General features: G+C 66.5%; 23 protein-coding genes. 12 read left to right on the forward strand and 11 right to left on the reverse strand.

Annotation, left to right across the window (positions count from 1 at the left end; translation table 11 throughout):
• Nucleotides 1–109: 109 nt before the first annotated feature.
• From AB3X94_RS19315 to AB3X94_RS19335, 5 genes are all read right to left on the reverse strand, one after another.
• Nucleotides 110–1114 carry a LysR family transcriptional regulator gene (locus AB3X94_RS19315; protein ID WP_368612383.1) on the reverse strand — a complete coding sequence of 335 codons (1005 nt, stop codon included), beginning with the start codon at nt 1112–1114 and terminating at the stop codon, nt 110–112.
• Nucleotides 1115–1121: 7 nt separating this feature from the next.
• Complete coding sequence (locus AB3X94_RS19320) at nt 1122–1898, reverse strand: hypothetical protein (RefSeq protein WP_368612384.1); 777 nt, start codon at nt 1896–1898, stop codon at nt 1122–1124.
• Nucleotides 1895–2806 carry a substrate-binding domain-containing protein gene (locus AB3X94_RS19325; protein ID WP_176107520.1) on the reverse strand — a complete coding sequence of 304 codons (912 nt, stop codon included), beginning with the start codon at nt 2804–2806 and terminating at the stop codon, nt 1895–1897. Before AB3X94_RS19325 ends, AB3X94_RS19320 begins: the two co-directional genes overlap by 4 nt.
• A 31-nt stretch (nt 2807–2837) precedes the next feature.
• Complete coding sequence (locus AB3X94_RS19330; RefSeq protein ID WP_013091077.1) at nt 2838–3257, reverse strand: c-type cytochrome; 420 nt, start codon at nt 3255–3257, stop codon at nt 2838–2840.
• 165 nt (nt 3258–3422) lie between these two features.
• A complete protein-coding gene (locus AB3X94_RS19335; RefSeq protein WP_368589167.1) occupies nt 3423–5240 on the reverse strand; it encodes a methanol/ethanol family PQQ-dependent dehydrogenase in 1818 nt (605 codons plus the stop codon).
• Nucleotides 5241–5657: 417 nt separating this feature from the next.
• On the opposite strand from AB3X94_RS19335, the gene AB3X94_RS19340 reads away from it, so the two are divergent.
• The 9 genes from AB3X94_RS19340 to AB3X94_RS19380 all read left to right on the forward strand — a co-directional run bounded on the left by AB3X94_RS19340 (nt 5658) and on the right by AB3X94_RS19380 (nt 13752).
• A complete protein-coding gene (locus AB3X94_RS19340; protein WP_368612385.1) occupies nt 5658–6056 on the forward strand; it encodes a 4a-hydroxytetrahydrobiopterin dehydratase in 399 nt (132 codons plus the stop codon).
• 283 nt (nt 6057–6339) lie between these two features.
• Nucleotides 6340–7365 (forward strand): beta-ribofuranosylaminobenzene 5'-phosphate synthase family protein, encoded by a 1026-nt coding sequence (locus AB3X94_RS19345; protein WP_176107516.1) that lies wholly within the window; start codon nt 6340–6342, stop codon nt 7363–7365.
• Between the two features lie 114 nt (nt 7366–7479).
• Nucleotides 7480–8406 (forward strand): NAD(P)-dependent methylenetetrahydromethanopterin dehydrogenase, encoded by a 927-nt coding sequence (locus AB3X94_RS19350; protein WP_176120579.1) that lies wholly within the window; start codon nt 7480–7482, stop codon nt 8404–8406.
• 11 nt (nt 8407–8417) lie between these two features.
• A complete protein-coding gene (locus tag AB3X94_RS19355; protein ID WP_368612386.1) occupies nt 8418–9638 on the forward strand; it encodes an ATP-grasp domain-containing protein in 1221 nt (406 codons plus the stop codon).
• A complete protein-coding gene (gene mch, locus AB3X94_RS19360) occupies nt 9616–10641 on the forward strand; it encodes a methenyltetrahydromethanopterin cyclohydrolase (protein ID WP_368612387.1) in 1026 nt (341 codons plus the stop codon). Before AB3X94_RS19355 ends, mch begins: the two co-directional genes overlap by 23 nt.
• Nucleotides 10638–11636 carry a RimK family alpha-L-glutamate ligase gene (locus AB3X94_RS19365; RefSeq protein WP_368612388.1) on the forward strand — a complete coding sequence of 333 codons (999 nt, stop codon included), beginning with the start codon at nt 10638–10640 and terminating at the stop codon, nt 11634–11636. Before mch ends, AB3X94_RS19365 begins: the two co-directional genes overlap by 4 nt.
• Before the next feature lie 5 nt (nt 11637–11641).
• Nucleotides 11642–12544, forward strand: coding sequence for a triphosphoribosyl-dephospho-CoA synthase (locus AB3X94_RS19370; RefSeq protein WP_368612389.1), 903 nt, complete (start codon nt 11642–11644; stop codon nt 12542–12544).
• A gap of 185 nt (nt 12545–12729) precedes the next feature.
• The gene (gene fae, locus AB3X94_RS19375) at nt 12730–13239 is read left to right on the forward strand and encodes a formaldehyde-activating enzyme (protein WP_176107508.1); all 510 of its coding nucleotides are present in this window, start codon (nt 12730–12732) and stop codon (nt 13237–13239) included.
• A gap of 135 nt (nt 13240–13374) precedes the next feature.
• Nucleotides 13375–13752, forward strand: a complete 378-nt coding sequence (locus AB3X94_RS19380) for a hypothetical protein (RefSeq protein WP_176107507.1) — start codon at nt 13375–13377, stop codon at nt 13750–13752.
• A 47-nt stretch (nt 13753–13799) separates the two neighbouring features.
• Here the strand turns inward: AB3X94_RS19380 and AB3X94_RS19385 are convergent, their stop codons facing one another.
• Nucleotides 13800–14306, reverse strand: a complete 507-nt coding sequence (locus AB3X94_RS19385; protein WP_176107505.1) for a dihydroneopterin aldolase — start codon at nt 14304–14306, stop codon at nt 13800–13802.
• Nucleotides 14307–14671: 365 nt separating this feature from the next.
• Between AB3X94_RS19385 and AB3X94_RS19390 the strand changes: the two genes are divergently transcribed.
• Genes AB3X94_RS19390 through AB3X94_RS19400 form a run of 3 tightly spaced genes read left to right on the forward strand, consistent with a single transcriptional unit; the run spans nt 14672 to nt 18713 of the window.
• Nucleotides 14672–16735 carry a sigma-54-dependent Fis family transcriptional regulator gene (locus AB3X94_RS19390; RefSeq protein WP_176107503.1) on the forward strand — a complete coding sequence of 688 codons (2064 nt, stop codon included), beginning with the start codon at nt 14672–14674 and terminating at the stop codon, nt 16733–16735.
• The gene (locus tag AB3X94_RS19395) at nt 16732–17352 is read left to right on the forward strand and encodes a flavoprotein (protein WP_368612390.1); all 621 of its coding nucleotides are present in this window, start codon (nt 16732–16734) and stop codon (nt 17350–17352) included. Before AB3X94_RS19390 ends, AB3X94_RS19395 begins: the two co-directional genes overlap by 4 nt.
• A complete protein-coding gene (locus AB3X94_RS19400) occupies nt 17331–18713 on the forward strand; it encodes a DUF6513 domain-containing protein (protein ID WP_368612391.1) in 1383 nt (460 codons plus the stop codon). Before AB3X94_RS19395 ends, AB3X94_RS19400 begins: the two co-directional genes overlap by 22 nt.
• A 13-nt stretch (nt 18714–18726) precedes the next feature.
• Here the strand turns inward: AB3X94_RS19400 and rpe are convergent, their stop codons facing one another.
• From rpe to cbbX, 5 genes are all read right to left on the reverse strand, one after another.
• A complete protein-coding gene (gene rpe, locus AB3X94_RS19405; RefSeq protein ID WP_368612392.1) occupies nt 18727–19434 on the reverse strand; it encodes a ribulose-phosphate 3-epimerase in 708 nt (235 codons plus the stop codon).
• Nucleotides 19435–19456: 22 nt separating this feature from the next.
• Complete coding sequence (gene fba, locus AB3X94_RS19410; protein WP_176107495.1) at nt 19457–20494, reverse strand: class II fructose-bisphosphate aldolase; 1038 nt, start codon at nt 20492–20494, stop codon at nt 19457–19459.
• A 94-nt stretch (nt 20495–20588) separates the two neighbouring features.
• Complete coding sequence (locus AB3X94_RS19415; RefSeq protein ID WP_176107493.1) at nt 20589–21461, reverse strand: phosphoribulokinase; 873 nt, start codon at nt 21459–21461, stop codon at nt 20589–20591.
• A gap of 66 nt (nt 21462–21527) precedes the next feature.
• Nucleotides 21528–22631 (reverse strand): class 1 fructose-bisphosphatase, encoded by a 1104-nt coding sequence (locus AB3X94_RS19420; RefSeq protein ID WP_368612393.1) that lies wholly within the window; start codon nt 22629–22631, stop codon nt 21528–21530.
• A 27-nt stretch (nt 22632–22658) separates the two neighbouring features.
• On the reverse strand, nt 22659–23654 hold the full coding sequence (gene cbbX, locus AB3X94_RS19425; RefSeq protein ID WP_176120566.1) for a CbbX protein: 996 nt from the start codon (nt 23652–23654) through the stop codon (nt 22659–22661).
• Between the last annotated feature and the right edge of the window lie 29 nt (nt 23655–23683).

Here is a 23683-nt window from a genome sequence, read left to right on the forward strand (position 1 = left end):
TCACGACAGACGGATACAGACTGTGCCATCGATGCCGCCTATCACGCACCTTTCATCAGCAAGCCGACGAGCGCGCTCGCGCCGCGCCGCATGCAACGCACGCATCGCGCTACCGCTGCGCCCCGACCGGCCGTTTCGCAAACACCCCCGCAAACTGCGCATATTCCTGCTCCAGATGCACCGCCGCATGTTCGAGCAGGAACTGCCGGAACATCACGCTGGTCGGCGAAAGCTGCTTGGTGCGCAGATGCACGATCTGCCACGTTCGTACGATCGGCGTGCCGTTCACGTCGAGCAGCGCGATCTCGCCGGTGCGCAACTCCAGCTGCAGCGTATGCAGCGAGATCAGGCTCACGCCCATGCCCGCCATCACCGCCTGCTTGATCGTTTCGTTGCTGCCGAGCGTGACGGTTTTCGCGGGAGTGAACAGATGCTGACGGAACATCGCCTCGGCGGCCATGCGCGTCCCTGAGCCCGGCTCGCGCAGCAGAAAGGTGTCGTTGCTCAACTCCTGCAGATCGAAGCGGCGCGCGCCGCACAACGGATGTTGCACCGGCGCGATCACCACCTGAGGATGGCTCGCGAGCGGCTCGGCCGTCGTATCGAGTTCGGGCGGCGGGCGGCCCATGATCGCGAGATCGATCGCGTTGTCCTGCAACATGCGCAGCAGCGCGTCGCGATTGCCGACCGAGAAATGCACGTCGACCTTCGGGTACAGATGCGAGTACATCGCCAGCAGTTTCGGCGCGAAGTAGGTCGCCGAACTGACGATGCCGACGTTGATCGAGCCGCTGTCGGCCTGCTTCAGCGACATCATCGCGTCTTCGGTGTCCTTGATTTCGCCGAGAATGCGGCTCGCGTGATGGGTCAGCACCTCGCCCGCTTCGGTCAGCGTCAGCTTGCGCGCGACGCGCTCGAACAGCCGCAGGCCGACCGCCTCCTCGAGCTGATGAATCTGCATCGACACGGCCGGCTGCGTCAGATGCAGCTCCTCGGCCGCGCGCGCGAAACTCGTATAGCGGCTCGCGACGACGAAGATCTGCAACTGCCGCAGGGTCAGCGTCCGAACGAAGTTCAGCTTGACCCGGTGCGTCGCGAAACTCGCGTTCTGCATCGAAGACTCAACGGCTCGCCCGCGGCGCATTCGACGGCTTCGCCGGCTCCTTGCCCGATGGCAACTTGTTCAGTGCGGATTGAAAGCTCAACGACTCCGAATGCGCCGGATGCGCAAAGTCGTTGTTGGGGCCCGGCACGTCGGTGCGAATCTGCAGGACCTGGCCCGGCACGCCGTCGGCGAGCACGAACGTGTAGCGCTTGCCCGTGTACTGCGCGAAGCGCGCCCCGTTCGGATCGTTCAGATAAGGCTGCACGACGATGCGCCGCGCGCTGACCGGCTTGCCGCCGAGCTCGCCCGGCACGCTCTCGATCTGCGGCCCCGCGGCGAGCGCGAGACGCAGACGCTGCTGGAAATAGCGGCGCTGCCCGCCGGTGAGACCCTGCATCTCCGCGATGTCGCGTTCGAGGAAATAAATGATCGCCGGATTGCACTGCAGGCCGCCGATCGGCAGGTTCACGCTGCCGGTATGGTCGGTCACCTGTGCGTCGCCCTTCGCGTTGTTCTCGCTGACCACCAGCACCTTGACGACATCGGTGCTGCGCGACGGCTGCTCCGAATCGATCAGCGCGTAGTCGAGCTCGGTCTGCGCGGCGACGCCGTGCAGATGATCGGTCAGAAAAATCAGCCGCTCCGCCGGCGTGATATCGTCGCCGCCCGGCGCCGACGCGGCGCTCGCCGGGCTTGCCGCACGGCTTGCGGCCGGCGCGAGGCACAGCACGCACAGCGTCCCCATCAGCGCGGCGCGTGCCGCGCGCAGCCAGGCGCCGCGCGCGCGCGTCATTGCGATGCGTCGCCGGGCTTGCCCGCCGGCGCGTCGACCGGTTTGAGCATCGGCACCTGGTAGGTCGCGAGGATGCTGTCGATCTTGTCGTGATTCGCGGCGATCCATTGATCCACCTTGTCCTTCCAGTCTTTCTCGCCGTAGCGCACACCCATCGAAATCGTGTAGTCGAAGCGGATGCCGGGCTGCGGCGGGAACGGCACGAGCCTGACCGAATCACCGGCGCGCTTGGCGAAGTAGCCGGCGATCGGCCCCCACAGGAACACCACGTCGACGTTGCCCGCGGCCAGGTCGTGTTCGATCATCTGGCCAGGGTATACGCCCGGATCGCCGCTTTGCACCTGGTACGACACCGCCTGGTCGATCAGATTGTGGCCGAGCAGCCAGTCCACCGCCGGAGTTTGCGAAAAGATCCCGAAACGCAGCTTGTGCAGCTGATCGGGCGGCAGTTTCAGCAGGTCGTCGGGCGTCTTGATGCTCGCGAATTCGGGGCGATTCGGCAGCACCATCGCGTAGGTCGAGCGCAGATACGGCTGCGTCGTCGATGTCATGTCATAGCCCTTCGGCACGCCGATGATCAGGTCGCAACGATAGCGTTCGCTGCCCTCCGCCTTCTCGCGCAACGTGTGGCGCACGAAGCCCATGCGCTGCGGAAAATACGTGTATTCGAGTTTGTAGCCGAAGTCGCTCGCCATCTGGGCCGCGATGCGGTTCTCATAGCCCTCGCCCTTGTCGTTCGACAACGGCATGTTGTTCGGGTCCGCGCATACCCTGAGCACGCCGTCCGCGCCGTCGTTGTTCGGCAGCGCGGGGCCATCCGCCCGGACCGCGGCGCTCGCGAGCGCGGCCCCACACAACGCGGCCGCGAGCACGCTGACATGCACGGACATGCTTCTCTTATCACGCATCGTGAGCCTCCGGAACAATGACGGCGCCGCGTTAATTCGAGTCGATGGCATGCAGATCGCCCGGCTTGATCTGTCCATCGGAGCGTCCTTTCAGATACGCATAGAGATTCTCCCAGTTCTTCTGCATCATCTGGCTCGCGCTGAAATCGGGCATACCCTTATCGACCCGGCCGCCGAACACCGTGCGATGAAACTCGTTCTTGTCCAGCGTCTTGAACGCGTCGATTAGCGACGGCCCGACCATGCCCTGCTGCTGCGCGCCGTGACAGCGTTCGCAAGCGAGCGCGCGCCACGTCTTCCAGCCCTGCAGCGTATTGCTGTCGACCTTGTTACCGTCGACTACCTTGTACGCGACCTGCGCAATCGAAGGATTGTTCTGCGCGTATCCGACGGGCAGCATGACGAGTGCTACGGGCAACGCGGTGAGCAACAGGATAGATCGGCCTTTCATGCACATGTCTCCATCTGGGAAAAAGCCGCGCCCCGATGCGTTTCAGCGACGCATCCACCAACGGGCGCGATTTGGGGGGTAATTCAATGCTTGCGCGAGGCTGACGGGGCGGCCGTGCCTGTTCAAGCCCCCCCGCTCGTTCAGCCTTTCATTTCAGCCGTTCGTTCAGCTCTTTTCGTTGGGGATCGCGAACACGAACAGCGTGCCGCCGAGCGCGGTGTACTTCGCGAGATCCTTGTAGCCGCCGACCGCGCCCAGGCCTTCGGTCGGCTTCTCGAGACCCGCCGCCATGCCGATGCCGGCCCAGCCGCCGATGCCCGAGTACACGCCGACGTACTGCTTGCCCTGATACTCATACGTGAAGACGTTGCCGATGATTCCCGACGGCGTCTTGAAGCGCCACAGTTCCTTGCCGTCCGAGATGCGAACCGCCTTCAGGTAGCCTTCCAGCGTGCCGTAGAACGCGATGCCGCCGCCGGTCGCCAGCACTCCCGACCATACCGAGAACCTCTCCGGCTTCGAGTAGATGATCTTGCCCTTGCTCGCATCCCACGCGATGAAGTTGCCCATCGCGTTGCCCTCGTTCGGGCCCGGATACATCGACAGCGTGGCGCCCACATACGGCTGCCCCGACACGTAGTCGACATCGAACGGCTCGTAGTCCATACAGACGTGGTTGGTCGGCACGAGGAACAGACTCGTCTTCGGATCGAACGCCGCCGGTTGCTGGTCCTTCGAACCGAGTGCCGCCGGGCAGATGCCCTTCACGTTGTGGTCGGACCCGGCCGCCTGCGTCGAGTACGCCGCGTTGCGAATCGGCAGGCCGCTTTGCAAATCGACACGATCGGCCCAGTTCACCGCCGGGTCGTACTTCTGCGCGACCAGCAGTTGTCCGGTTTCGCGGTTCAGCGTGTAGCCGAAGCCGTTACGGTCGAAGTGCACGATCGCGGGCACCTTCTTGCCGTTGATCGTCAGGTCGGACAGGATCATTTCGTTGACGCCGTCATAGTCCCATTCGTCGTGGGGCGTCATCTGGTAGACCCACCTGGCCGTGCCGGTATTCAGGTCGCGCGCGAAGATCGACATCGACCATTTGTTGTCGCCCGGACGTTGCGTCGGGTTCCATGTGCCCGGATTGCCAGTACCGTAGTAAACAAGGTTGAGTTTCGGGTCCCACGCATACCAGCCCCACGTGGTGCCGCCGCCGAGCTTCCACTGATCGCCCTTCCAGGACTTCACCGACGAATCCGCGCCCACCGGCACCATCTGCCCGTTCGAGTACGTCATCGTCTTTTCCGGGTCGAGCAGCATTTCGTTGTCGGGGCCCGTGCTGTACGCAGTCCAGACCGGTTTGCCGGTCTTGATGTCGTACGCGATCAGACGCCCGCGCACGCCGAACTCGCCGCCCGAAATACCGGTCAGCACCTTGTCGCCGAATACGTGCGGCGCGTTGGTGTTGGTTTCACCGGCTTTCGGATTGCCGTTCTGCGCGGTCCAGACCACCTCGCCCGTCTTTGCATTCAGCGCAACGAGCTTGGTGTCGGCCTGCTGCAGGAAGATCTTGCCGTCGCCATATGCGAGACCGCGATTGACGGTGTCGCAGCACATCACGGAGACGACCTGTTCATCCTGCTTCGGCTGATACTGCCAGAGGAACGTCTGATCCTTCAGGTTGACTGCAATGACTTTGTTCGGAAACGGGGAGTGGATATACATCGTGTCGCCGATCACGAGCGGCGCGCCTTCATGGCCGCGTAGCACGCCGGTCGACATGGTCCATGCGACCTGCAGTTTGCCGACGTTGTTCTCGTTGATCTGTTTGAGCGGGCTGTAGCGGTGATTCGCATAATCGCCCGCCTGGGCCGCCCAGTTGGAAGGGTTTTTCATCAGTCCGTCGAGCTGCGAATCGGCCTGCGCAGCCAGAGAGCTAAAGGCTGCGGATGCGAGGATCGCGAGCCCAAGAACTACAGTGCGTAAGTTCATGTCTCCTCCAGAATTGTCCTGCTGTTCAACTCACGAATGACCCACGCTACCTCATCGCATCGTGCGCGCCTTCTCGATTGCAGGTAACGATTAACGCGCTATCCCGATTCGATGTCGGGCTTCGCGACGCATGAACGGCCAACGCATATTCCATGCCGGAATAGCGGCAACGCTGCCGCTCTTGCGTGCGGTGGCCCGCCGACCCGGCACGCGCGACCTGTCGCGGCACTCGGGCGTTGCACGCCGATGCTTGCATGGCGGTAAGCTGAAGGGGTTGCGTCACGCGATGCGGCACATACTGTGTCACTTGCGTGATACGAATCGTGTCCTTTGCGAATCATGCGCCGCAGCACGGGCCTGTCACTGCAACGAAGCTTCGTTCGGCGAACGATTCGCGCATTCGAGGAGCTAACCGCCATGGCAAACACCGAGCATGTCTATACCGACGAAGAGATCCAGCAACGCCTCGTCGGTCCGCTGCAGCACTGGTATCTGGAAGATGGCTGGCTGCGGCGCAAATACCGCACCCAGGGCTGGAAGGGAACGCTGATGGTGGTCAACGCCGTGGGGCACCTCGCGGAAGCCGCGTGGCATCACCCCGATCTGACGGTCTCGTATGCGTTCGTGATCGTGAAGCTCAAAACGCACACCGCCAAGGGCATCACCGACAAGGACTTCGCGCTCGCGACGAAGATCGAATCGGTGGTCCACTGGCAGCCCGGCCACGAGGAGGGCCCGTTAGAAGGCACGCCGTCCGACGATCAGCGCTTCCGCTATATCAAGTACGACGCGCCGAAAACAGCGCAAGGCAGTTGACGCGCGCGCCTGCCGCCGGATGAAACAGCGCGTGACACAGTGCGCCTTCGGCGTCACACAGCGTCCATGCAGCGGCGAAACCGGGGGGCGCGCGGCGTGCCCGCTCAGAGGTTCCCGTGGGCCGGATCCGCTGCGGTGGCCGTTGCGCGCGCCTGGTACGGCTTTCGCTTGACGTCGCCGGGCGCACTGTCGCTGGAACCCGCGACGCGATACGACGCGTTGCGCACACCCCGCCGCCGAACCCGGTTTCGCGCACCCGCAAGGACACCTGAGGACACTCGAGATGCCGCTTCAGCTCCGCCGCCTGCCGCCACGCGCGCCCATCACGATCGATGCGCCCGCTCGGCTGCATCTGGGCTTTCTCGATCCGAACGCGTCGCTCGGGCGCGCGTTCGGCAGCCTGGGGCTCGTCATCGATACGCACGGCACGCGGATCCGGGCGCGGCTCGCCGAACGCGAGCAGATCGGCGGGGTGGCGAGCGAGGCCGAGCGCGAACGGATCGCGCTGAGTCTCGCGCGGCTGCAGGCCGCCTACGGGCCGGCGACCCTCGCGATCGACGTGCTGGAGGCGCCACGCGCCCATACCGGCCTCGGTTCCGGCACGCAGCTGGCGCTCGCCGTGGGCACCGCGTTCACGCGTCTCGTCGGCCAGCCGGCGACGAGCGCCGAGCTCGCCAGTCTGCTCGGACGCGGCGCGCGCTCGGGGATCGGCATACTCGGCTTCGAGTGCGGCGGCCTGCTGCTCGATGGCGGCCCGCCCGGCGATCTGCGCCAGAGCATGCCGCCGCTGCTGTCGCGCCAGCCGTTTCCGCAGCCGTGGCGCGTGCTGCTCGTCAGCGACAGCAGCCGCGAGGGCTTGCACGGCGCCGAGGAACGCAGCGCGCTCGCATCGCTCGCACCGTTTCCGCAGCGGCTCGCCGCGCATCTGTGCCATCTGGTGCTGATGCAGATCCTGCCCGGCGCCGCCGAACATAACTTCGCGCCGTTCGCGCACGGCCTCACCGAACTGCAGCAGACCATCGGCGAATACTTCGCGAGCGCGCAAGGCGGCGTGTTCGCGAGTCCCGACGTCGAGCGCGTGCTGCGCGCGGTCGCCGCCGAGCGCACCGCCGGCATCGGCCAGACCTCGTGGGGCCCGACGGGCTTCGCGGTGCTCGCGAACGCGCGCGAGGCCGAACGCGCGCTCGCAACCGCGCGCGCCGTCGCAAGCGCGCTGCCGCATATCGAATGCAGCGTCGTCGCGGGCCGCAATAGCGGCGCGGCGATCAGCGGCGCCGAGGTGCGCGCGCCGCACATCGACGCCGCATGATGCGCGGCCCCGCTCAGGTCGCCGCTCAGGCCGCCGCTCACCTGACGCGCTGCCACGCGCGGCGCGGCGTTGCCCCGCGCCTTCCCGAGACTGCCACTACAACGAGCCCCTGCCATGTCAGAAACCATTGAAAGGCCCTACATCCTGCACATGTTCACGGCCACGCCGCAGATGAGTCCGTTCGACGTCAATATGGCCGCCGACGCCGGCTACCAGGTCATCGTGCCGTATTGCAACGTCGAAGCCGGCATGGTCGCGAACCTCACGCAGGACGCGATCTTCTCGCGCGGCCCGAAGGGGGTGTCGCGCACCGGCATCTTCATCGGCGGACGCGACGTGATGCAGGCCGTCGCCATGCTCGACACCGCGCGCCGCGCGATGGTCCCGCCGTTCGAGGTCTCCGTGTTCGCCGATCCGAGCGGTTCGTACACGACCGCGGCCGCGCTCGTCGCGCTGGTCGAGCGGCATCTGGGCAAGCAGCACGGCGTGGAGCTCGGCGGCAAGCGCGTGCTGATTCTCGGCGGAGCCGGCGCGGTCGGGCGCATCGCGGCGGCGATCGCCGCGTCGCGCGGCGCCGACGTGACGATCGCGAGCCACACCGACCGCAGTCGCGCGCTCGCCGCGTCGGCCGAACTGAACGAGCGCTTCGGCATCGTCACCAACGGCATCGGCACCACGACGTCCGACGAGCTGCGCGGCGCCCTCGCCGAAGCGGAAATCGCGATTGCCACCGCGGTCGCGGGCGTGCAGGTGGTCGGCCGCGACGACCTCGCGCATGCAAAACGCCTGCTCGTCGCCGCCGACGTCAACGCGGTGCCGCCCGAAGGCATCGCCGGCGTGAACGTGATGAACGATGGCAAGCCGATCGACGGCGTGCCGAACGCGGGCGCGGTCGGCATCGGCGCGCTGGCGATCGGCAACGTCAAGTATCAGGTCGAGCATCGCCTGTTCATGCGCATGCGCACGGGCGGCAAGCCGGTCTACCTGGGCTTCCCGGAAGCCTACGACGAGGCCCGCGCGGTCGCGGCCGGTCTCGGCTGAGAGCGGCCGTCATGAAGCCGCACCGGCCGCTCATGCATGCGCCCATCGTCGCGGTCGTCGGGCAGTCCGCGCGCCTGCTCGCGCAGTCCGCGGCGCGCGCCGGCCTGCATGTCGCGGCGCTCGATATCTTCGGCGACTGCGACACGCGCGAGGCCGCCGAACTGTGGTTCGACATCGGCGGCGGTGATGGCGCGCTCGGGATCGACCGGGCGCGGCTCGTCGATGCGCTTGCGCGCGTCGCGCGGTTGCCAGGATTGCTTGGCTGGATCGGCGGCAGCGGGCTCGAACCTTTGATGCCTGACTTGTGCCGGGAGCCCGGCTTGCCGCGCTTTCTCGGCAACGATGCCGAGGCGATCGCGGCCGTACGCGAGCCGCGGCGTTTCTTCGCGCTGCTCGACGCGTTGCGCATCGGGCATCCGGCTGTGTCGTTCGAGCGGCCCACGACAGCCGAGGGCTGGCTATTCAAGCAGGCAGATGGCTGTGGCGGCACGCATATCCAGCCCGCCGACTCGTTCGACTCGACGAGCGCCTCCGCGCACGGTTACTTCCAGCGCCTTGGCCAGGGCCGCTCGCTGTCGACGCTGTTCATCGGCGCGCACGGCCGCGCGCATCTGATCGGTTTCGCCGAGCAACTCACCTGCGCGATCGGCGATCTGCGCTTCGTGCATGCGGGCTCGATCGGGCCGATCGACTTGCCGTCAGCGTTCGTTGCGCTGGTGCAGCAAGCGCTCGACGCGCTATGCGCAAGCGCCGGCCTCGTCGGCATCAACAGCTGCGATTTTCTGTCGGACGGCACCTCGTTCGACGTGCTCGAAATCAACCCGCGCCCTTCGTCGACGATGGCGCTCTACGAAACCGCGTCGCCCGATGCGTGGCCAGCCGGCCTGCTCGCCTGCCACCTCGACGCGTGCCGCCACGGCCGCGCGCCGTCGGCCGCGAGCCTCGCACGGGCCCGCGCGCCGCGCTGGCGCGCCGGCCAGCGGGTGCTGTTCGCGCAGCGGCCGTTCAACGTCTCCGCGGCGTTCTCCGACGCCTGCCTGCGCGATCCGCAATGCCGCGACGTGCCGATGCCGGGCACCCGCATCAACGTCGGGCAGCCGGTCTGCACGCTGCTCGTGCGAGCGGCGTCGACGGACGCGGTGCGCACCGCGCTCGATGCGCAGCACGAACGCGTCGTCCAACGAATCGAAACCTGCAATGAGCCCGACCATGCCTGCCTCCACGCCCATTGAGACATCCCCGCCCACCGCGCCGCCGAGCGTGAATGCGCTGTCAGAGCGCCTCGTCGCCCGGCTCGTCGATCAGGCGGCACATCTCGGCGTCGCGCTCACTCGCACACCCGCCGGCACCGTGATCGCCGATACCGGCGTCGACGCCCGCGGCAGTCTCGACGCCGGCGTGCTGATCGCGCGCATCTGCATGGGCGGTCTCGGCCGCGTCGCGGTACGCGCTAATTTCGACGCCGCGCCGCTGTGGCCGACGATGCTCGAGGTCAGCACCTCGTCGCCGGTGCTCGCCTGCCTCGGCAGCCAGTACGCAGGCTGGAGCCTGTCGGCGACCAGGGAGCAGACCGGCGGCAAGAAGTTCTTTTCGCTCGGCTCAGGGCCCGCGCGCGCGCTCGCGGTCAAGGAACCGCTATTCGACGAACTCGGCTATCGAGACCGCCACGAACGCGGCGCGCTGGTGCTCGAAGTGGACCGTCTGCCGCCGCAGGTCGTGATCGACAAGGTGCTGCACGACTGCGGCCTCGCGCCCGACCACCTGACGCTGATCGTCACGCCGACACACTCTGTCGCGGGAACGGTACAGGTCGTGGCCCGCGTCGTCGAAGTGGCGCTGCACAAGGTGCACGTGCTCGGCGTGCCGCTCGATGAGATCGTCGCCGGCACGGGCTCGGCGCCGCTGCCGCCGCCCGCGCCCGACGGCATTCAGGCGATGGGCCGCACCAACGACGCGATCCTGTACGGCGGCCGCGTGCATCTGACGGTCCGGCACGACGAGATCGCGCGACGTCTCGCAGACACGCTGCCCTCCGCCAATTCGCGCGACTACGGCCGGCCGTTCGCGGACGTCTTCACGGCTGTCAACTTCGACTTCTATCAGATCGACCCCGCACTGTTCGCCCCCGCCGAGGTGTGGGTCAGCAGCCTCGAAAGCGGCGTGACCTATCATGGCGGCCGGCTCGACGGCGGCCTGCTGCGCAAACAGTGGGGCGGCGAGCCGGTCGCGCGATGACGATCACAGCGGGCCTGCGCATCGCGATCATGAGCGACGAAACCGGCTGGCACACCGGCCGGTTGAAAAAGGCGTTCCGCGCGCGCGGCGCCGAAGCGCGTTGCGTCGATCTCGCGGATTGCCGCATCGACACCACGTGGCTGCCGCACGGCCTCGTGATCCCGGGCTTCGGCCGCACGCTGCCGGATGCGGTGTTCGTGCGCGGCATCGCCGGCGGCACTTTCGAGCAGGTGACGCTGCGCCTGGGCATCCTGCACGCGCTGCGCGAGTCGGGCGTGCCGGTCTACAACGACGCCCGTGCGATCGAGCGCAGCGTCGACAAATCGATGACGAGCTTCCTGCTGCATCGCGCGGGCGTGCCGACACCGGCCACCTGGGCCGGCGAGTCCGCCGCGTTCGCGCAACGCGTCCTGATGCGCGAAGCGGCCGCCGGCCGCCAGGTCGTGCTCAAGCCGCTGTTCGGCTCGCAAGGCCACGGGCTCAAACGGCTCGGCGCGCGTGGCGGGCTGCTCGCGCCGCTGCCGTCGCTCGCGCGTTATCGGCAGGTCGCTTATCTGCAGCGCTTCGTTGCCGGCGCCCGGCCCGGTTTCGACTGGCGCGTGCTCGTGATCGGCGGCAAAGCGGTCGCGGCGATGCGGCGCAGCGGCGGCAAGGGCTGGATTCACAACGTCGCGCAAGGCGCGCGCTGCGAGGCCGCGGAGTTGACGGTCCCGCTCGCGCAGAGTGCCGTGCGCGCCACCGCCGCGCTCGGGCTCGACTACGCGGGCGTGGACCTGATCCCGAATCCCGACGACGCCGCGCTGCCGCTCGTGCTCGAAGTCAACGGCGTGGCCGCGTGGCGCGGTTTGCAGTCGGTCGTGCCGCTCGATGTTGCCGCGGCGCTGGTCGACGATCTGCTCGATCGCAAGCTCGCCGCGCAGCGCCGCGCGAACGAGCAAGCCGAGCAAGCCGCTAGCGCCGGGGTGCCCGTGCAGTCTCCGCAGCGCCGGGCTTGAGCGTCATGCCCATCCCTCATGCAATCTCCGTCGAGCATGCGCGCGCAGCCTTCCTCGCGGCCTGCACGCTCGACGTCATCACGCCGAAACCCGGCAACGTCAGCAACCAGAGCCCCGGTCACGGCATGAACGCGGCGCAGTTCCTCGCCAGCGCGGACGCATCGCTCGACGCGCTGTTCGCGCGCGGCGCCCGCGTCGGACAGCGCATTCTCGACGCGGTCACACGGACGCGCGCGGCCGTCGGCTGCAATACGAATCTCGGCATCGTGCTGCTGATCGCGCCGCTCGCCGCGGCTCTCGACGAAACCGGCGAACGGCCGCTGACGGCGCCAGCGTGGCGCGCGGCCGTCGGCGACGTGCTGAGCCGGCTCGACGTCGAAGATGCGCGGCTCGCCTATCGCGCGATCGCGCTCGCCAATCCCGGCGGCCTCGGCGACGCGCCCGAGCAATCGGTCCACGCAGCGCCGACGATCGGCCTGCGCGACGCGATGCGGCTCGCCAGCGAGCGCGACAGCATCGCGCGGCAGTACGCGAACGGTTTCGCGGACCTGTTCGACACCGGCCTCACCGCCTGCTTCGAAGCCTCGACGCCAACGTCCGAACCCGCGCCCGTCGATCCAGGCGAAATCGCGATGCTCAACGTGTTTCTCGCGTTCCTCGCCGGCTGGCCCGACTCTCACATTGTGCGCAAGCACGGCCTGGCGCTGGCGCAGAGTGTCACGCTCGCGGCACGCGAACAGCACGCGCGCTGGCGCCAAACGCGACCCGCCGCGCGCCGCTCGGCAAGCGATCCGCAACTCGATGCCTGGGACGCCGAATTGAAGGCCCGCGCGATCAATCCCGGCACCAGCGCGGACCTCGCGGTGGCTACGCTGTTCGTTGCGCGCTGCGTCGAAGGGCGCGGTTAACCCTGAATCGTCTGCACTGAACACGCCCCGAACAGGCGCGTCAGCATGCCGGGTGCCACAACTGGCACGGAACCTGTTAGTTAGTACCGCCGTGCAATCCCGCACCGCTCTCGCGATGCTGATCTGGACTCGATCGCGGGCGGCGCCTCGTCAGCAGGTCCATACCTACTCATTGGAGGAACAGAATGGCCAAGATCAACCGCGTCATGATCGGGGAGTCGCTAGTCGGCGACGGCAACGAGGTCGCGCATATCGACTTGCTGATCGGACCGCGAGGTTCGGCTGCGGAAACCGCGTTCTGCAACGCGCTCACCAACAACAAGGACGGCTTCACGTCGCTGCTCGCCGTCGTCGCGCCGAATCTCATCACGAAGCCCAATACGATCCTGTTCAACAAGGTGACGATCAAAGGCGCCAAGCAGGCCGTGCAGATGTTCGGCCCAGCGCAGCACGCGGTCGCGCTAGCAGTGGCCGACAGCGTCGAGGATGGCACGATCCCGCAGGAAGAAGCCGACGATCTGTTCCTCTGCGTCGGCGTCTTCATCCACTGGCAGGCGGAGGACGACAAGAAAATCCAGCAGTTCAACTATCAGGCGACGCGCGAGGCCATCAAGCGCGCGGTCAGCGGCGAGCCGAGCGCGGCTGAAGTAGTATCCAAGAAGGGCACCGTCGCGCATCCGTTCGCGCCGAACTGACGGTGCATGGCAGCGCAGGAGACGCGGCGCTTCGCGGCCCCGCCTCCTCGCGCATCCCGTCGCCTCGCGGCCGCAAGGCATGGACCTCGCGCAGCGGTTCGCGAAGCGGGTTCAATGCTCTCGCAGAGGCATTCAATGACTAATAGATGTCGCGCGCTTCTCGCATTTTCCTCGCTCATGCTCGCCGCACCGCTCGCGTGGGCGGGCGGCTACAACTATCCGACCGAGGGCCGCGTCGAATACGTGCTCAGCTGCATGGACGATAACGGCCACGATTTCGCGAACGTCTACAAGTGCTCGTGCGTGATCGACAAGATGGCCGCGTCGTTGCCGTACGACGAATTCGTCGACCAGTCGACCTTCTCGAAGTACGCGACGCTCGGCGGCGAAGGCGGCGCGGAATTCCGCGTCGATCACGCCAAGGCTCAAACCAGGAAATTCCGCGCGCTGCAAACGAGCGCGTATCAGGCGTGCGGACTCGGTCCGCAGAAAACGTCGACCGTGGCGAAATGACGACGGTTCGAGGCGCGCCGGGCGTCGGGCGCGCCCCGCTCTCCCCGTCAATTCGGCACCAGCCCCGCGCCCAGCGACGCGTAACACGCGAGACCCACGGCGGCCGCCGGGCCATCGCCGCGACGCCGCTCGATCTGCACGCCGACGGCCGCGAGGTCGGCGAACTTGGCAGGCTTCGCGAGCGACACCCGCACCCAGTGCGCGCCGAAGTCGGCAATCAACAGTTGCGCGATCGTCTCGGCGAGCGCCTCCAGCAGCCGCACGCGATGCGACGCGAATAGCTCCAGCAGCGCCTCGCGCACGGCCGCATAGTTGACCGTATCTTCGATCCGGTCCGTCGCGCACGCGCGGATCGCGGGCACGCCGATCGCCAGATTCACGCGCACCGGTTGCGCAACATGCAACTCGCTGCTGTCGATACCGATGACCGTCTGGCCGATGAAGTTCTCGATGAAGACGATGTCGAGGCGCTCGGGCAACGCGCCGGCTTGCGAGCCGGGATTGGCGCCGAGGCTGGAAAATGCGGCAAGGCGAACAGTATCGATACGATCCATGATGGTCTCCGCCGCGGCGCGGCCCAAGGTTGAACAGATGCAACAGTAGAACGATAGAACTGAGCGACGCGCGGCACACTCTGTGTCGAAGCTGCGACAGGCATGCAACCTGCAAAACGTTTAACGCATCGCGCATCGAGAAAAGCAAATTCCGGGCACGGTGAGGTAAACCCACAGTCACTTTCTGTTGAACCTGTCTTGCATCGAGCGTACAGTTTTAAATACCCGCCTCGTAGCAGGGCCGGTCGCGAGGGAGCAGGCGGACCCAGAACCCGCCGCTCCAGGGGCAGACAGGCTTGATAAAGCGGCATTCGCAGCGTGCAATGCAGGCATGCTTGCGAAATGACGCAACGGAGACGAATCCCATGTCGTTGCTCGCTGACAGCAGTACGCACGTCCGGGAAGTTCTGAACGTGGTCAACCATCAGTTGACCACGCGCCCGACAAGCGAACCCGTGGCTCAGTCGTGGACGCGCTGCATCAACGAATTCCAGCTGGACCCCGCGCGTTTCGTGCCGCCGCCGGTGCTCACCGAATACGAACTCAGCGCGCGCCGTGAGGCGCTCGGCGATCTGATCGCGTGTTCGAAGCTCGAGATGACGACGCTCTATCAGCAGCTCGCCGACCCCGAGCTCGCGGTCGTGCTCGTCGATTCGGGCGGCGTGATCGTGCATCAGGTGTCGTCCGTGCCGTTCGCCGAGGCGGTCGCCGCCGACGGCTTTCGCGTCGGCGCGCTGTGGAGCGAACGCGAAGCCGGCACCAACGGCATGGGCACCTGTCTCGCGGAGCGCGACTGCATCGCCGTCTGTCAGCACGAGCATTTCTATCCGCGCTATACGTCGCTCACGTGCTCGGCCGCGCCGATCTTCGACGACGGCGGCGAAATCGCCGGCGTGCTCGACGTCACCAGCCGCTCGAAGCTGCTGCAGCAGCACTCGCTGGTACTGGTCGGCATGTCGCGGCAGATGATCGAAAACCGTCTGCTCGATGCGCGCTACCGGCACGCCAACATGATCCATTTCCACAGCCGCCCGGAATTCGTCGGCACGCTGCACGGCGGCAAGCTCGCGGTCGGGGACGACAGCACGGTGCTCGCCGCGAACCGCAGCGCGCTGTTCCAGCTCGGCTTCCGCTCGCTCGCCGAGCTGCGCGGCCGGCGCATCGAGGAAGCGTTCAACGCGTCGCTCGAAGACATGATCGCGCGCAGCATTCGCGGCTCGTTCCATCCGGTCACCGTCTACAGCGCGAATGCGACGAACCGCTTTTTCCTCGTCGCGCAGACGCCGCAGAACGGCACCGGGCGCGTGACGCGGGTGATCGTCACCGACTCCGCGATCCGCAGCAGCGCCCCGGAAAAACACGAGAAGCACGACAAGCACGCGCCGGTGCCGAAGCTCGAAGAGATTGCGCACCTCGAATTCGGCGACCCGCGCATGGCCTCGCAGATCCAGCTGGCCGCACGCGTGATCCAGCGCAAGATTCCGATCGTGCTGCGCGGCCAGACCGGCACCGGCAAGGAAGTCTTCGCGCAGGCGCTGCACAGCATCAGCCCGCACGCCGACGGTCCGTTCGTGCCGGTGAACTGCGCGTCGCTGCCGGAGAACCTGATCGAGAGCGAGCTGTTCGGCTATCGCGCTGGTGCATTTACCGGCGCGCAGCGTGAAGGTCGGCGCGGCAAGATCGTGCAGGCCAACGGCGGCACGCTGTTCCTCGACGAGATCGGCGACATGCCGCTCGTGCTGCAGGCTCGGCTGCTGCGCGTGATCGAGGAACACGAGGTCACGCCGCTCGGCGCCGAGACCACCGTCAAGGTCAATTTCCAGCTGATCAGCGCGAGCCACCGCAATCTGATGGAACTCGTGGAGAGCGGCCAGTTCCGCGAGGACCTGTACTACCGGCTCAAGGGCGTCGAGCTGAATCTGCCTGCGCTGCGCGAGCGCGTCGACAAGCTGCCGCTGATCCATCATCTGCTCGCCAACGAAACCGACGATCCGCCCGATCTGACGCCGGAAGCCGAACACGCGCTGCTCACCTACGCGTGGCCCGGCAACATCCGTCAGCTGCGTCACGTGTTGCAGATGGCCATTGCGCTGTCCGACGGCGAGCCGATCGGCTGCGAGCATCTGCCGCCCGAGGTCACGCAACGCACGTCGGCGGTCGATCTGCCGACCGCGCTGCGCCTCGCAAACGCGGACATGGACGGGCAGCTCGCCGACGAAGCGGACATTTCTTCGCTGAACGCGATCCAGCTGAACGAGCGCGAGACGGTGCTGTCGCTGCTCGACGAGCATCGCTGGAACGTCAGCAACGTCGCGAAGGCGCTCGGCATCAGCCGCAACACGCTGTACCGCAAGATGCGCCGGCTGCATATCCGGCTGTCGCACGAAGGCTCGTCGCCGGACGGCATGCCGCTCGATCTCGACGCATGACCCAGTCGTCCCGCAACGAGTCAGCGCCCAAGGCCGCCCGCGATCTCACCGACTTCAAGCCGGATGCGCGCTTCGCGTGGTGCGTGACCGGCTCCGGTCACATGCTCGAAGAATCGATCGCGCTCGCGCGGCGCTTGCCGCGCGTCGATCTGTTCCTGTCCGCGGCGGCCGAGGAAGTGCTGCCGCTGTACGGCTGGCCGCTCGACAAGCTGCGTGAACAGTTCCGCGTGCTACGCGACAACAGCGCGAGCGGCGTGCCGGTCGGCATGCTGTATCACGGCGTCTATCACACGGTCGTGATCGCGCCGGCCACCAGCAACACGGTCGCCAAATGCGCTTACGGCATCTCCGATTCCTTGCCGACCAACATGTACGCGCAGGCCGGCAAGCAATGCATCCCCGGCATCGTCTTTGCATGCGACACCGAACCGAGCGTGATCACGCATAGCCCGGACGAATGGGTCGAACTGCGGCCAAGGGCGATCGAGCTCGACAACGTCGAGCGTCTGGCACGTTTCGAATACACGACGCTCGCGCGCTCGCTCGACGAACTCGAAGCGGCACTCTCCCAACGCCTCGCGACCCTCGATCTCGCATGGACCACATCCTCTTCCTGACCGGCCGGCTTGCCGAACCGAGCCTGCGGCGCGTGCTCGACGGCATGGCGCCGGCGCCGTTCAGTTGGGAGGTGCGCGACATCGGCCTGCAGGTCGCCGCGTTGATGACCGCCGACATGATCCAGCGCCGCGTGCCCACGCCGCTTGCCGCGCAGCGCGTGATCGTGCCGGGCCGCTGCCGCGGCGATCTCGACACGCTGAGCGCGCACTACGGCGTGCCGTTCGAACGCGGCCCCGAGGAGGTCAAGGACTTGCCGCAGTTTTTCGGCCACAAGGCGAAGCCGTTCGATCTGAGCCGCTACGACACGGAGATTTTCGCGGAGGTCGTCGATGCGCCGCGGCTCGACCTCGACGGCATCGCCGCAAGGGCGCGCGAGTATGCGGCCCAGGGCGCGGACGTGATCGACATCGGCTGTCTGCCGGACACGCCGTTTCCGCATCTCGAAGACGCGGTGCGCCGCCTGAAGGCCGAAGGCTATCGCGTCAGCGTCGATTCGATGCGCAACGAGGAACTGCTGCGCGGCGGCCGCGCGGGCGCCGACTATCTGATGAGCCTGAACGTCGATACGCTGTGGATCGCCGATGAAGTGCCGTCGACGCCGATCCTCGTCGCGCGCGAACCCGCTGATTCCGCCTCGCTCGACGCCGCGATTGAAGCTCTGTCCGCGCGCGGCCGCGCGTTTCTCGCCGATCCGATTCTCGATCCGGTTCCGTTCGGACTGGCCACGTCGATCGCACGCTACGTGCGCTTGCGCGAGCGCTATCCCGACATCGCGATCATGATGGGCATCGGCAACGTGACCGAGTTGACCGAGGCCGACACGAGCGGCATCAATGCGGTGCTGCTCGGCATGGCGGCGGAATTGCGCGTTGGCGCGGTGCTGACGACGTCGGTGAGTCTGCATGCGCGGCGCGCGCTGCGCGAAGCCGATATCGCGCGCCGTGTGATGCATGCCGCGCGCGATGCGCAAGTGCTGCCGAAGGGTATCAGTAGCGAACTCGCGACGGTCCACGCGAAACGGCCGTTTCCGTACAGCGCCGAAGAAATCGACGAATTCGCGCGCGCCGTGCGTGATCCGAATTTCCGCGTGCAGATCAGCGCCGACGGCATTCACGTGTACAACCGCGACGGCCATCGACGCGGCGACGATCCGTTCGCGCTGTACCCGCAGCTGAACCTCGAAACAGACGGCGGCCACGCGTTCTATATGGGCGTGCAGCTTGCACGCGCGGAAATCGCGTGGCGGCTCGGCAAGCGCTTCGATCAGGACCAGCCGCTCGACTGGGGCTGCGCGGTCGATCGGCCTGAAGAAGATTTAAGCGCCTGGTGCGCGCCGGGCGAGACGATGAAAAAGCGCTGAATGCGCCGCACCGTCAGTGCATGGCGGCTACCCCCGCAGGTTCGTCGACGGTAGCCAGTTCGCCGCGCATGCCGCGAATCGCCTGCGCGCGATCGCTCGCGCCGAACACGGCCGATCCCGCGACGAACACATCGGCGCCCGCCGTGGCGACACGCGCGATGTTCGACACCTTCACGCCGCCGTCCACTTCGATCAGCAACGGCCGGCCGGTGCGCTGCATCGTCGTATCGACGCGCTCGCGCAGCAGCCGCAGCTTATCGAGCGTTTCGGCAATGAACGCCTGGCCGCCGAAGCCCGGATTCACCGACATCACCAGCACGACGTCGAGCATCTCCAGCACATGATCGAGCACCGTGAGCGGCGTGGCCGGATTCAGCGCGAGCCCGGCGCGCGCACCGTGCGAGCGGATCAGTTCGATGGTCCGATGCACGTGCAGCGTCGCCTCCGGATGAAAGCTGATCAGGTTCGCGCCGGCTTCGGCAAACGCCGACACCAGCGGATCGACGGGCGTGGTCATCAGATGCACGTCGAAAGGCAGCGACGTGTACGGCCGGATCGCCGAGCACACGAGCGGCCCTACGGTCAGGTTCGGCACATAGTGGTTGTCCATCACGTCCAGATGAATCCAGTCCGCGCCGGCCGCCGTCACGTCGCGAATCTCGTCGGCGAGGCGGGCAAAATCCGCCGACAGCAGCGACGGAGCAATCAGGAATTCGCGCATTGCGTTCTCCGTACCAGTGGCGTCAGTGATAGCGGCTCGCCATCGTGTCGAGCGGCAGCGGCTTGATGCGCGCCGCCTGCCCCGCGCAACCGAACGCTTCGAAACGCTCGATGCAGATCGCGCTAGCCGCGGCGGTGGCCGCCTTCAGGGCCGCGCGCGGATCGAATTCCGAGCGCGCATTGGCGAGCGACTTGCGCATCGCGCCGCTCATCGCGAGACGGATGTCGGTGTCGATATTGATCTTGCGCACGCCGTGCGCGATGCCGCGGCGGATTTCGTCGACGGGCACGCCGTAGGTGGTCGGAATCTCGCCGCCGTACTCGCGGATCACCGCGAGCCATTCCTGCGGCACCGACGACGAACCGTGCATCACCAGATGCGTGTCCGGAATCCGCGAATGAATGGAGGCGATCCGGTCGATCGCGAGGATGTCGCCGGTCGGCTCGCGGCTGAACTTGTACGCGCCGTGCGAAGTACCGATCGCGATTGCCAGTGCATCGACGCCGGTCGCATCGACGAAGCGCCGCGCTTCGTCGGGGTCGGTCAGCAGGTGCTCGCGCGTCAGCTTGCCTTCTGCGCCGACGCCGTCCTCTTCACCCGCGGTGCCCGTTTCGAGCGAGCCGAGACAGCCCAACTCACCCTCCACCGACACGCCGACCGCATGCGCGGCGTCCACCACGCGGCGGCTCACCTCGACGTTGTAGTCATACGCGGCCGGCGTTTTCTGGTCGGGCAATAGCGAGCCGTCCATCATCACCGACGTGAAGCCCGAGCGGATCGCCTGCTGGCACACCGCCGGGCTCGCGCCGTGGTCCTGATGCAGCACGAGCGGAATGTCCGGGTGCGCCTCGAGCGCGGCGAGCACCAGATGGCGCAGATACGGTTCGCCCGCGTACTTGCGGGCGCCGGCCGACGCCTGCAGGATCACGGGGCTATCGGTCGCCTCGGCCGCGCGCATGATCGCGTGAATCTGCTCCATGTTGTTGACGTTGAACGCGGGCACGCCGTAGTCGTGTTCGGCCGCGTGATCCAGCAGTTGCCGCAGGGTGATGAAGGCCATTGCGTGCTCCTCGATATGAAATGAAATCTTGTCGAGCGGCGTGCTCAACGCGCACCGTCCGCGACGCGCCGCGTCGGGTGCGCTTCGAAAAACGTCAGGCGCGCGAGCGTCGATCGATCAGTTGCAGAATCATCGGCGTGAAGATCAGCTGCATCGCGAGTCCCATCTTGCCGCCCGGCACGACGATCACGTTCGGGCGCGACATGAACGAGTCGTGCAGCATCGTCAGCAGATACTGGAAGTCGATGCCTTTCGGCCGCGCGAACCGGATAACGACGAAGCTCTCGTCCGGCTGCGGGATCTCGCGGGCGGTGAACGGATTCGATGTGTCCACGGTCGGCACGCGCTGGAAGTTCACATGCGTGCGCGAGAACTGCGGGCAGATGTAGTTCACATAGTCGGGCATGCGCCGCAGGATCGTGTCCACCACCGCTTCGTGCGTGTAGCCGCGCATCGTCTGATCGCGGTGCAGCTTCTGGATCCATTCGAGATTGATGATCGGCACGACGCCGATCAGCAGATCCGCATGCCGCGCGATGTTGACCTTGTCGGTCACCGCCGCGCCATGCAGCCCTTCGTAGAACATCAGGTCGGTATTGGCCGCGACGTCCTCCCACGGCGTGAAGGTGCCGCCGTCCTGCTTGTACAACTGCGCTTCGGCCGCGTCGTGCACGTAGTGGCGAAACTGCCCGCTGCCGTTTTCGCCGTAGCGCGTGAACAGGGTTTCGAGTTCTTCGAGCAGATTTGCTTCCGGCCCGAAGTGGCTGAAATTCGGCACGCCGTCGCGTTCGCGCTCCTGCATCGCCGCGCGCATGCCGTTGCGGTCGTAGCGATGGAACGCGTCGCCTTCGACGATCTGCGCATTGATGTGCTCGCGTCTGAAGATATGCGTGAAACTCTTCATGACGGTGGTGGTGCCCGCGCCGCTCGAGCCGGTCACCGCGATGATCGGATGTTTGACTGACATGCGCTTGTCTCCGGATGACTGTGTTTCTGGTGCGGTGCGCTGTACGTCTGTGCGCTCAGTCGCCGATCACGCCGTGAAATCCGGCAGGAACAGCGAGCGCGTGCCGAACAGCGGCGACGAGAACGGCTTGTCCTCGCCGCGGTCGTATTCGCCGTGATAGCGCGCGATGCGCTCCACCTCGTTCTTCGAGCCGAGGATCACCGGCACGCGGCCATGCAGCGCGCGCGGCGCAAGCTCGAGAATGCGCTCGCGGCCGGTGGTCGCGAGGCCGCCCGCCTGCTCGACCAGAAAGCTCATCGGGTTCGCCTCGTAGAGCAGGCGCAGGCGCCCTTCCATCGCCGGCGTTTTCGAGTCGCGCGGATACATGAACACCCCGCCGCGCATCAGGATGCGATGCACTTCCGCGACCATCGACGCGATCCAGCGCATGTTGAAGTCGCGCGCGCGGCAGCCGCTGCGGCCGTCCTTGCACTCCTGCACGTAGCGGCGCACGGGCGGTTCCCAGAAGCGCTCGTTCGATGCGTTGATCGCGAACTCGCCGGTCTCTTCCGGAATCCGGATGTTCGAATGCGTGAGCACGAAGTTGCCGATGTCGCGCTCCAGCGTGAAGCCGTGCGTGCCGTTGCCGACCGACAGCACCAGCATCGTCGAGGGTCCATACACGGCATAGCCGGCCGCCACCTGTTCGCAGCCCGGCCGCAGGAACGCGGCTTCGCTAGTTGCATCCTCCGCCGGGTCGCGCGTGCGCAGCACCGAGAAGATCGAGCCGACCACGCCGTTGATGTCGATATTCGACGAGCCGTCGAGCGGATCGAACGCAAGCAGATACTCGCCACGCGGATACTCGGGCGGAATCGGGTACACGTGCTCCATTTCCTCGGACACCATCGCGGCCAGCAAGCCGTCCCACTCGCATTGCTGCACGAAAATCTCGTTGGTGGAGACGTCGAGCTTCTTCTGCTCCTCGCCGTGCGTGTTGAGCGTTTGTGCGGAACCGTAGTTGCCGCCTAGCGCTCCTTTGGTCAGCATCGCCGAAATCGATTTGATGGCGGCCGCTACGTCGATGAGCAGCGCGGAGAGTCCCGCCGTGTCCCGCGTGTCGTCCGTACACGGCGGGCGATCGAGCGTGTCGATCAGGAACTTCGAAAGTGTCGTGCGTCCGTCCTGCATGGCGTTCTCCTTCGATGGTGTCGTGATTCAGCCCGGCGGCGCAGTGACGGCGCGCGCGGTGGAAGGCGGTGGCGAGGACGGCTGCATTGGCTCGTCGAATACCCGGCTCGCGCGCACGTCGGCGGCGTCGATCAGCGTCAGCGCGGCGGCATCGATCGGCTCGCCGCCCTGCAACGCGCTCGCGAACAGGCGGTTCGCCTGGCGCAGCCGCGCGCGGTCGAGCGCATTGCGCACCGAGCGCGCGTTGGCGAAATTCGGTTGCCGGATGCGGCGCGCCAGATAGTCGGCGAACGCGCGGCGCGACGCGGCATCGAAGCGGTAATGCATGGTGTCGAGCATCCGCTCGGCGATTTCGAGCAGTTCGGTTTCCTCGTAATCGGGAAACGTGATGTGATGCGCAATGCGCGAGCGGAAACCCGGATTGCTCTCGAAGAACACTTCCATCCGCGACGCGTAGCCGGCCAGAATCACGACCAGGTCGCTGCGCTGGTTCTCCATCGTCTGCAGCAGGATTTCGATCGCTTCCTGCCCGTAATCGCGCTCGTTCTCCGGGCGATACAGGTAGTACGCTTCGTCGATGAACAGCACGCCGCCCATCGCGCGCTTCAGCACGTCGCGCGTTTTCGGCGCGGTGTGACCGATGTACTGGCCGACCAGATCGTCGCGCGTGACCGACACCAGATGATTGCGGCGGATGTAGCCGAGCCGGTGCAGCACCTCGGCCATGCGCAGCGCGACCGTCGTCTTGCCGGTTCCGGGGTTGCCGGAGAAGCACATATGCAAGGTCGGCGCGCCGCCCGCGAGACCCAGCGAAGCCCGTGCGCGTTCGACCAGCAGATGCGCGGCGACTTCGCGAATGCGCGTCTTCACGGGTGCGAGCCCGACCAGATCGCGTTCGAGTTCGCCGAGCACGTCGCCGATGCCCGAGTCGCGGTACAGCGCCGCGAGGTCGATGTGGGGCGTGGCGTCGTCGCTGTGCGCGGTGGACGCGGGCAGTGCGTCCACGATGGCGGCGTCAGTCATTGCTCCTCCTTGCGCGTTTGTCGTGTGCC

This window comes from Paraburkholderia sp. BR10923, assembly GCF_040948765.1.
GTDB lineage: Bacteria > Pseudomonadota > Gammaproteobacteria > Burkholderiales > Burkholderiaceae > Paraburkholderia > Paraburkholderia youngii.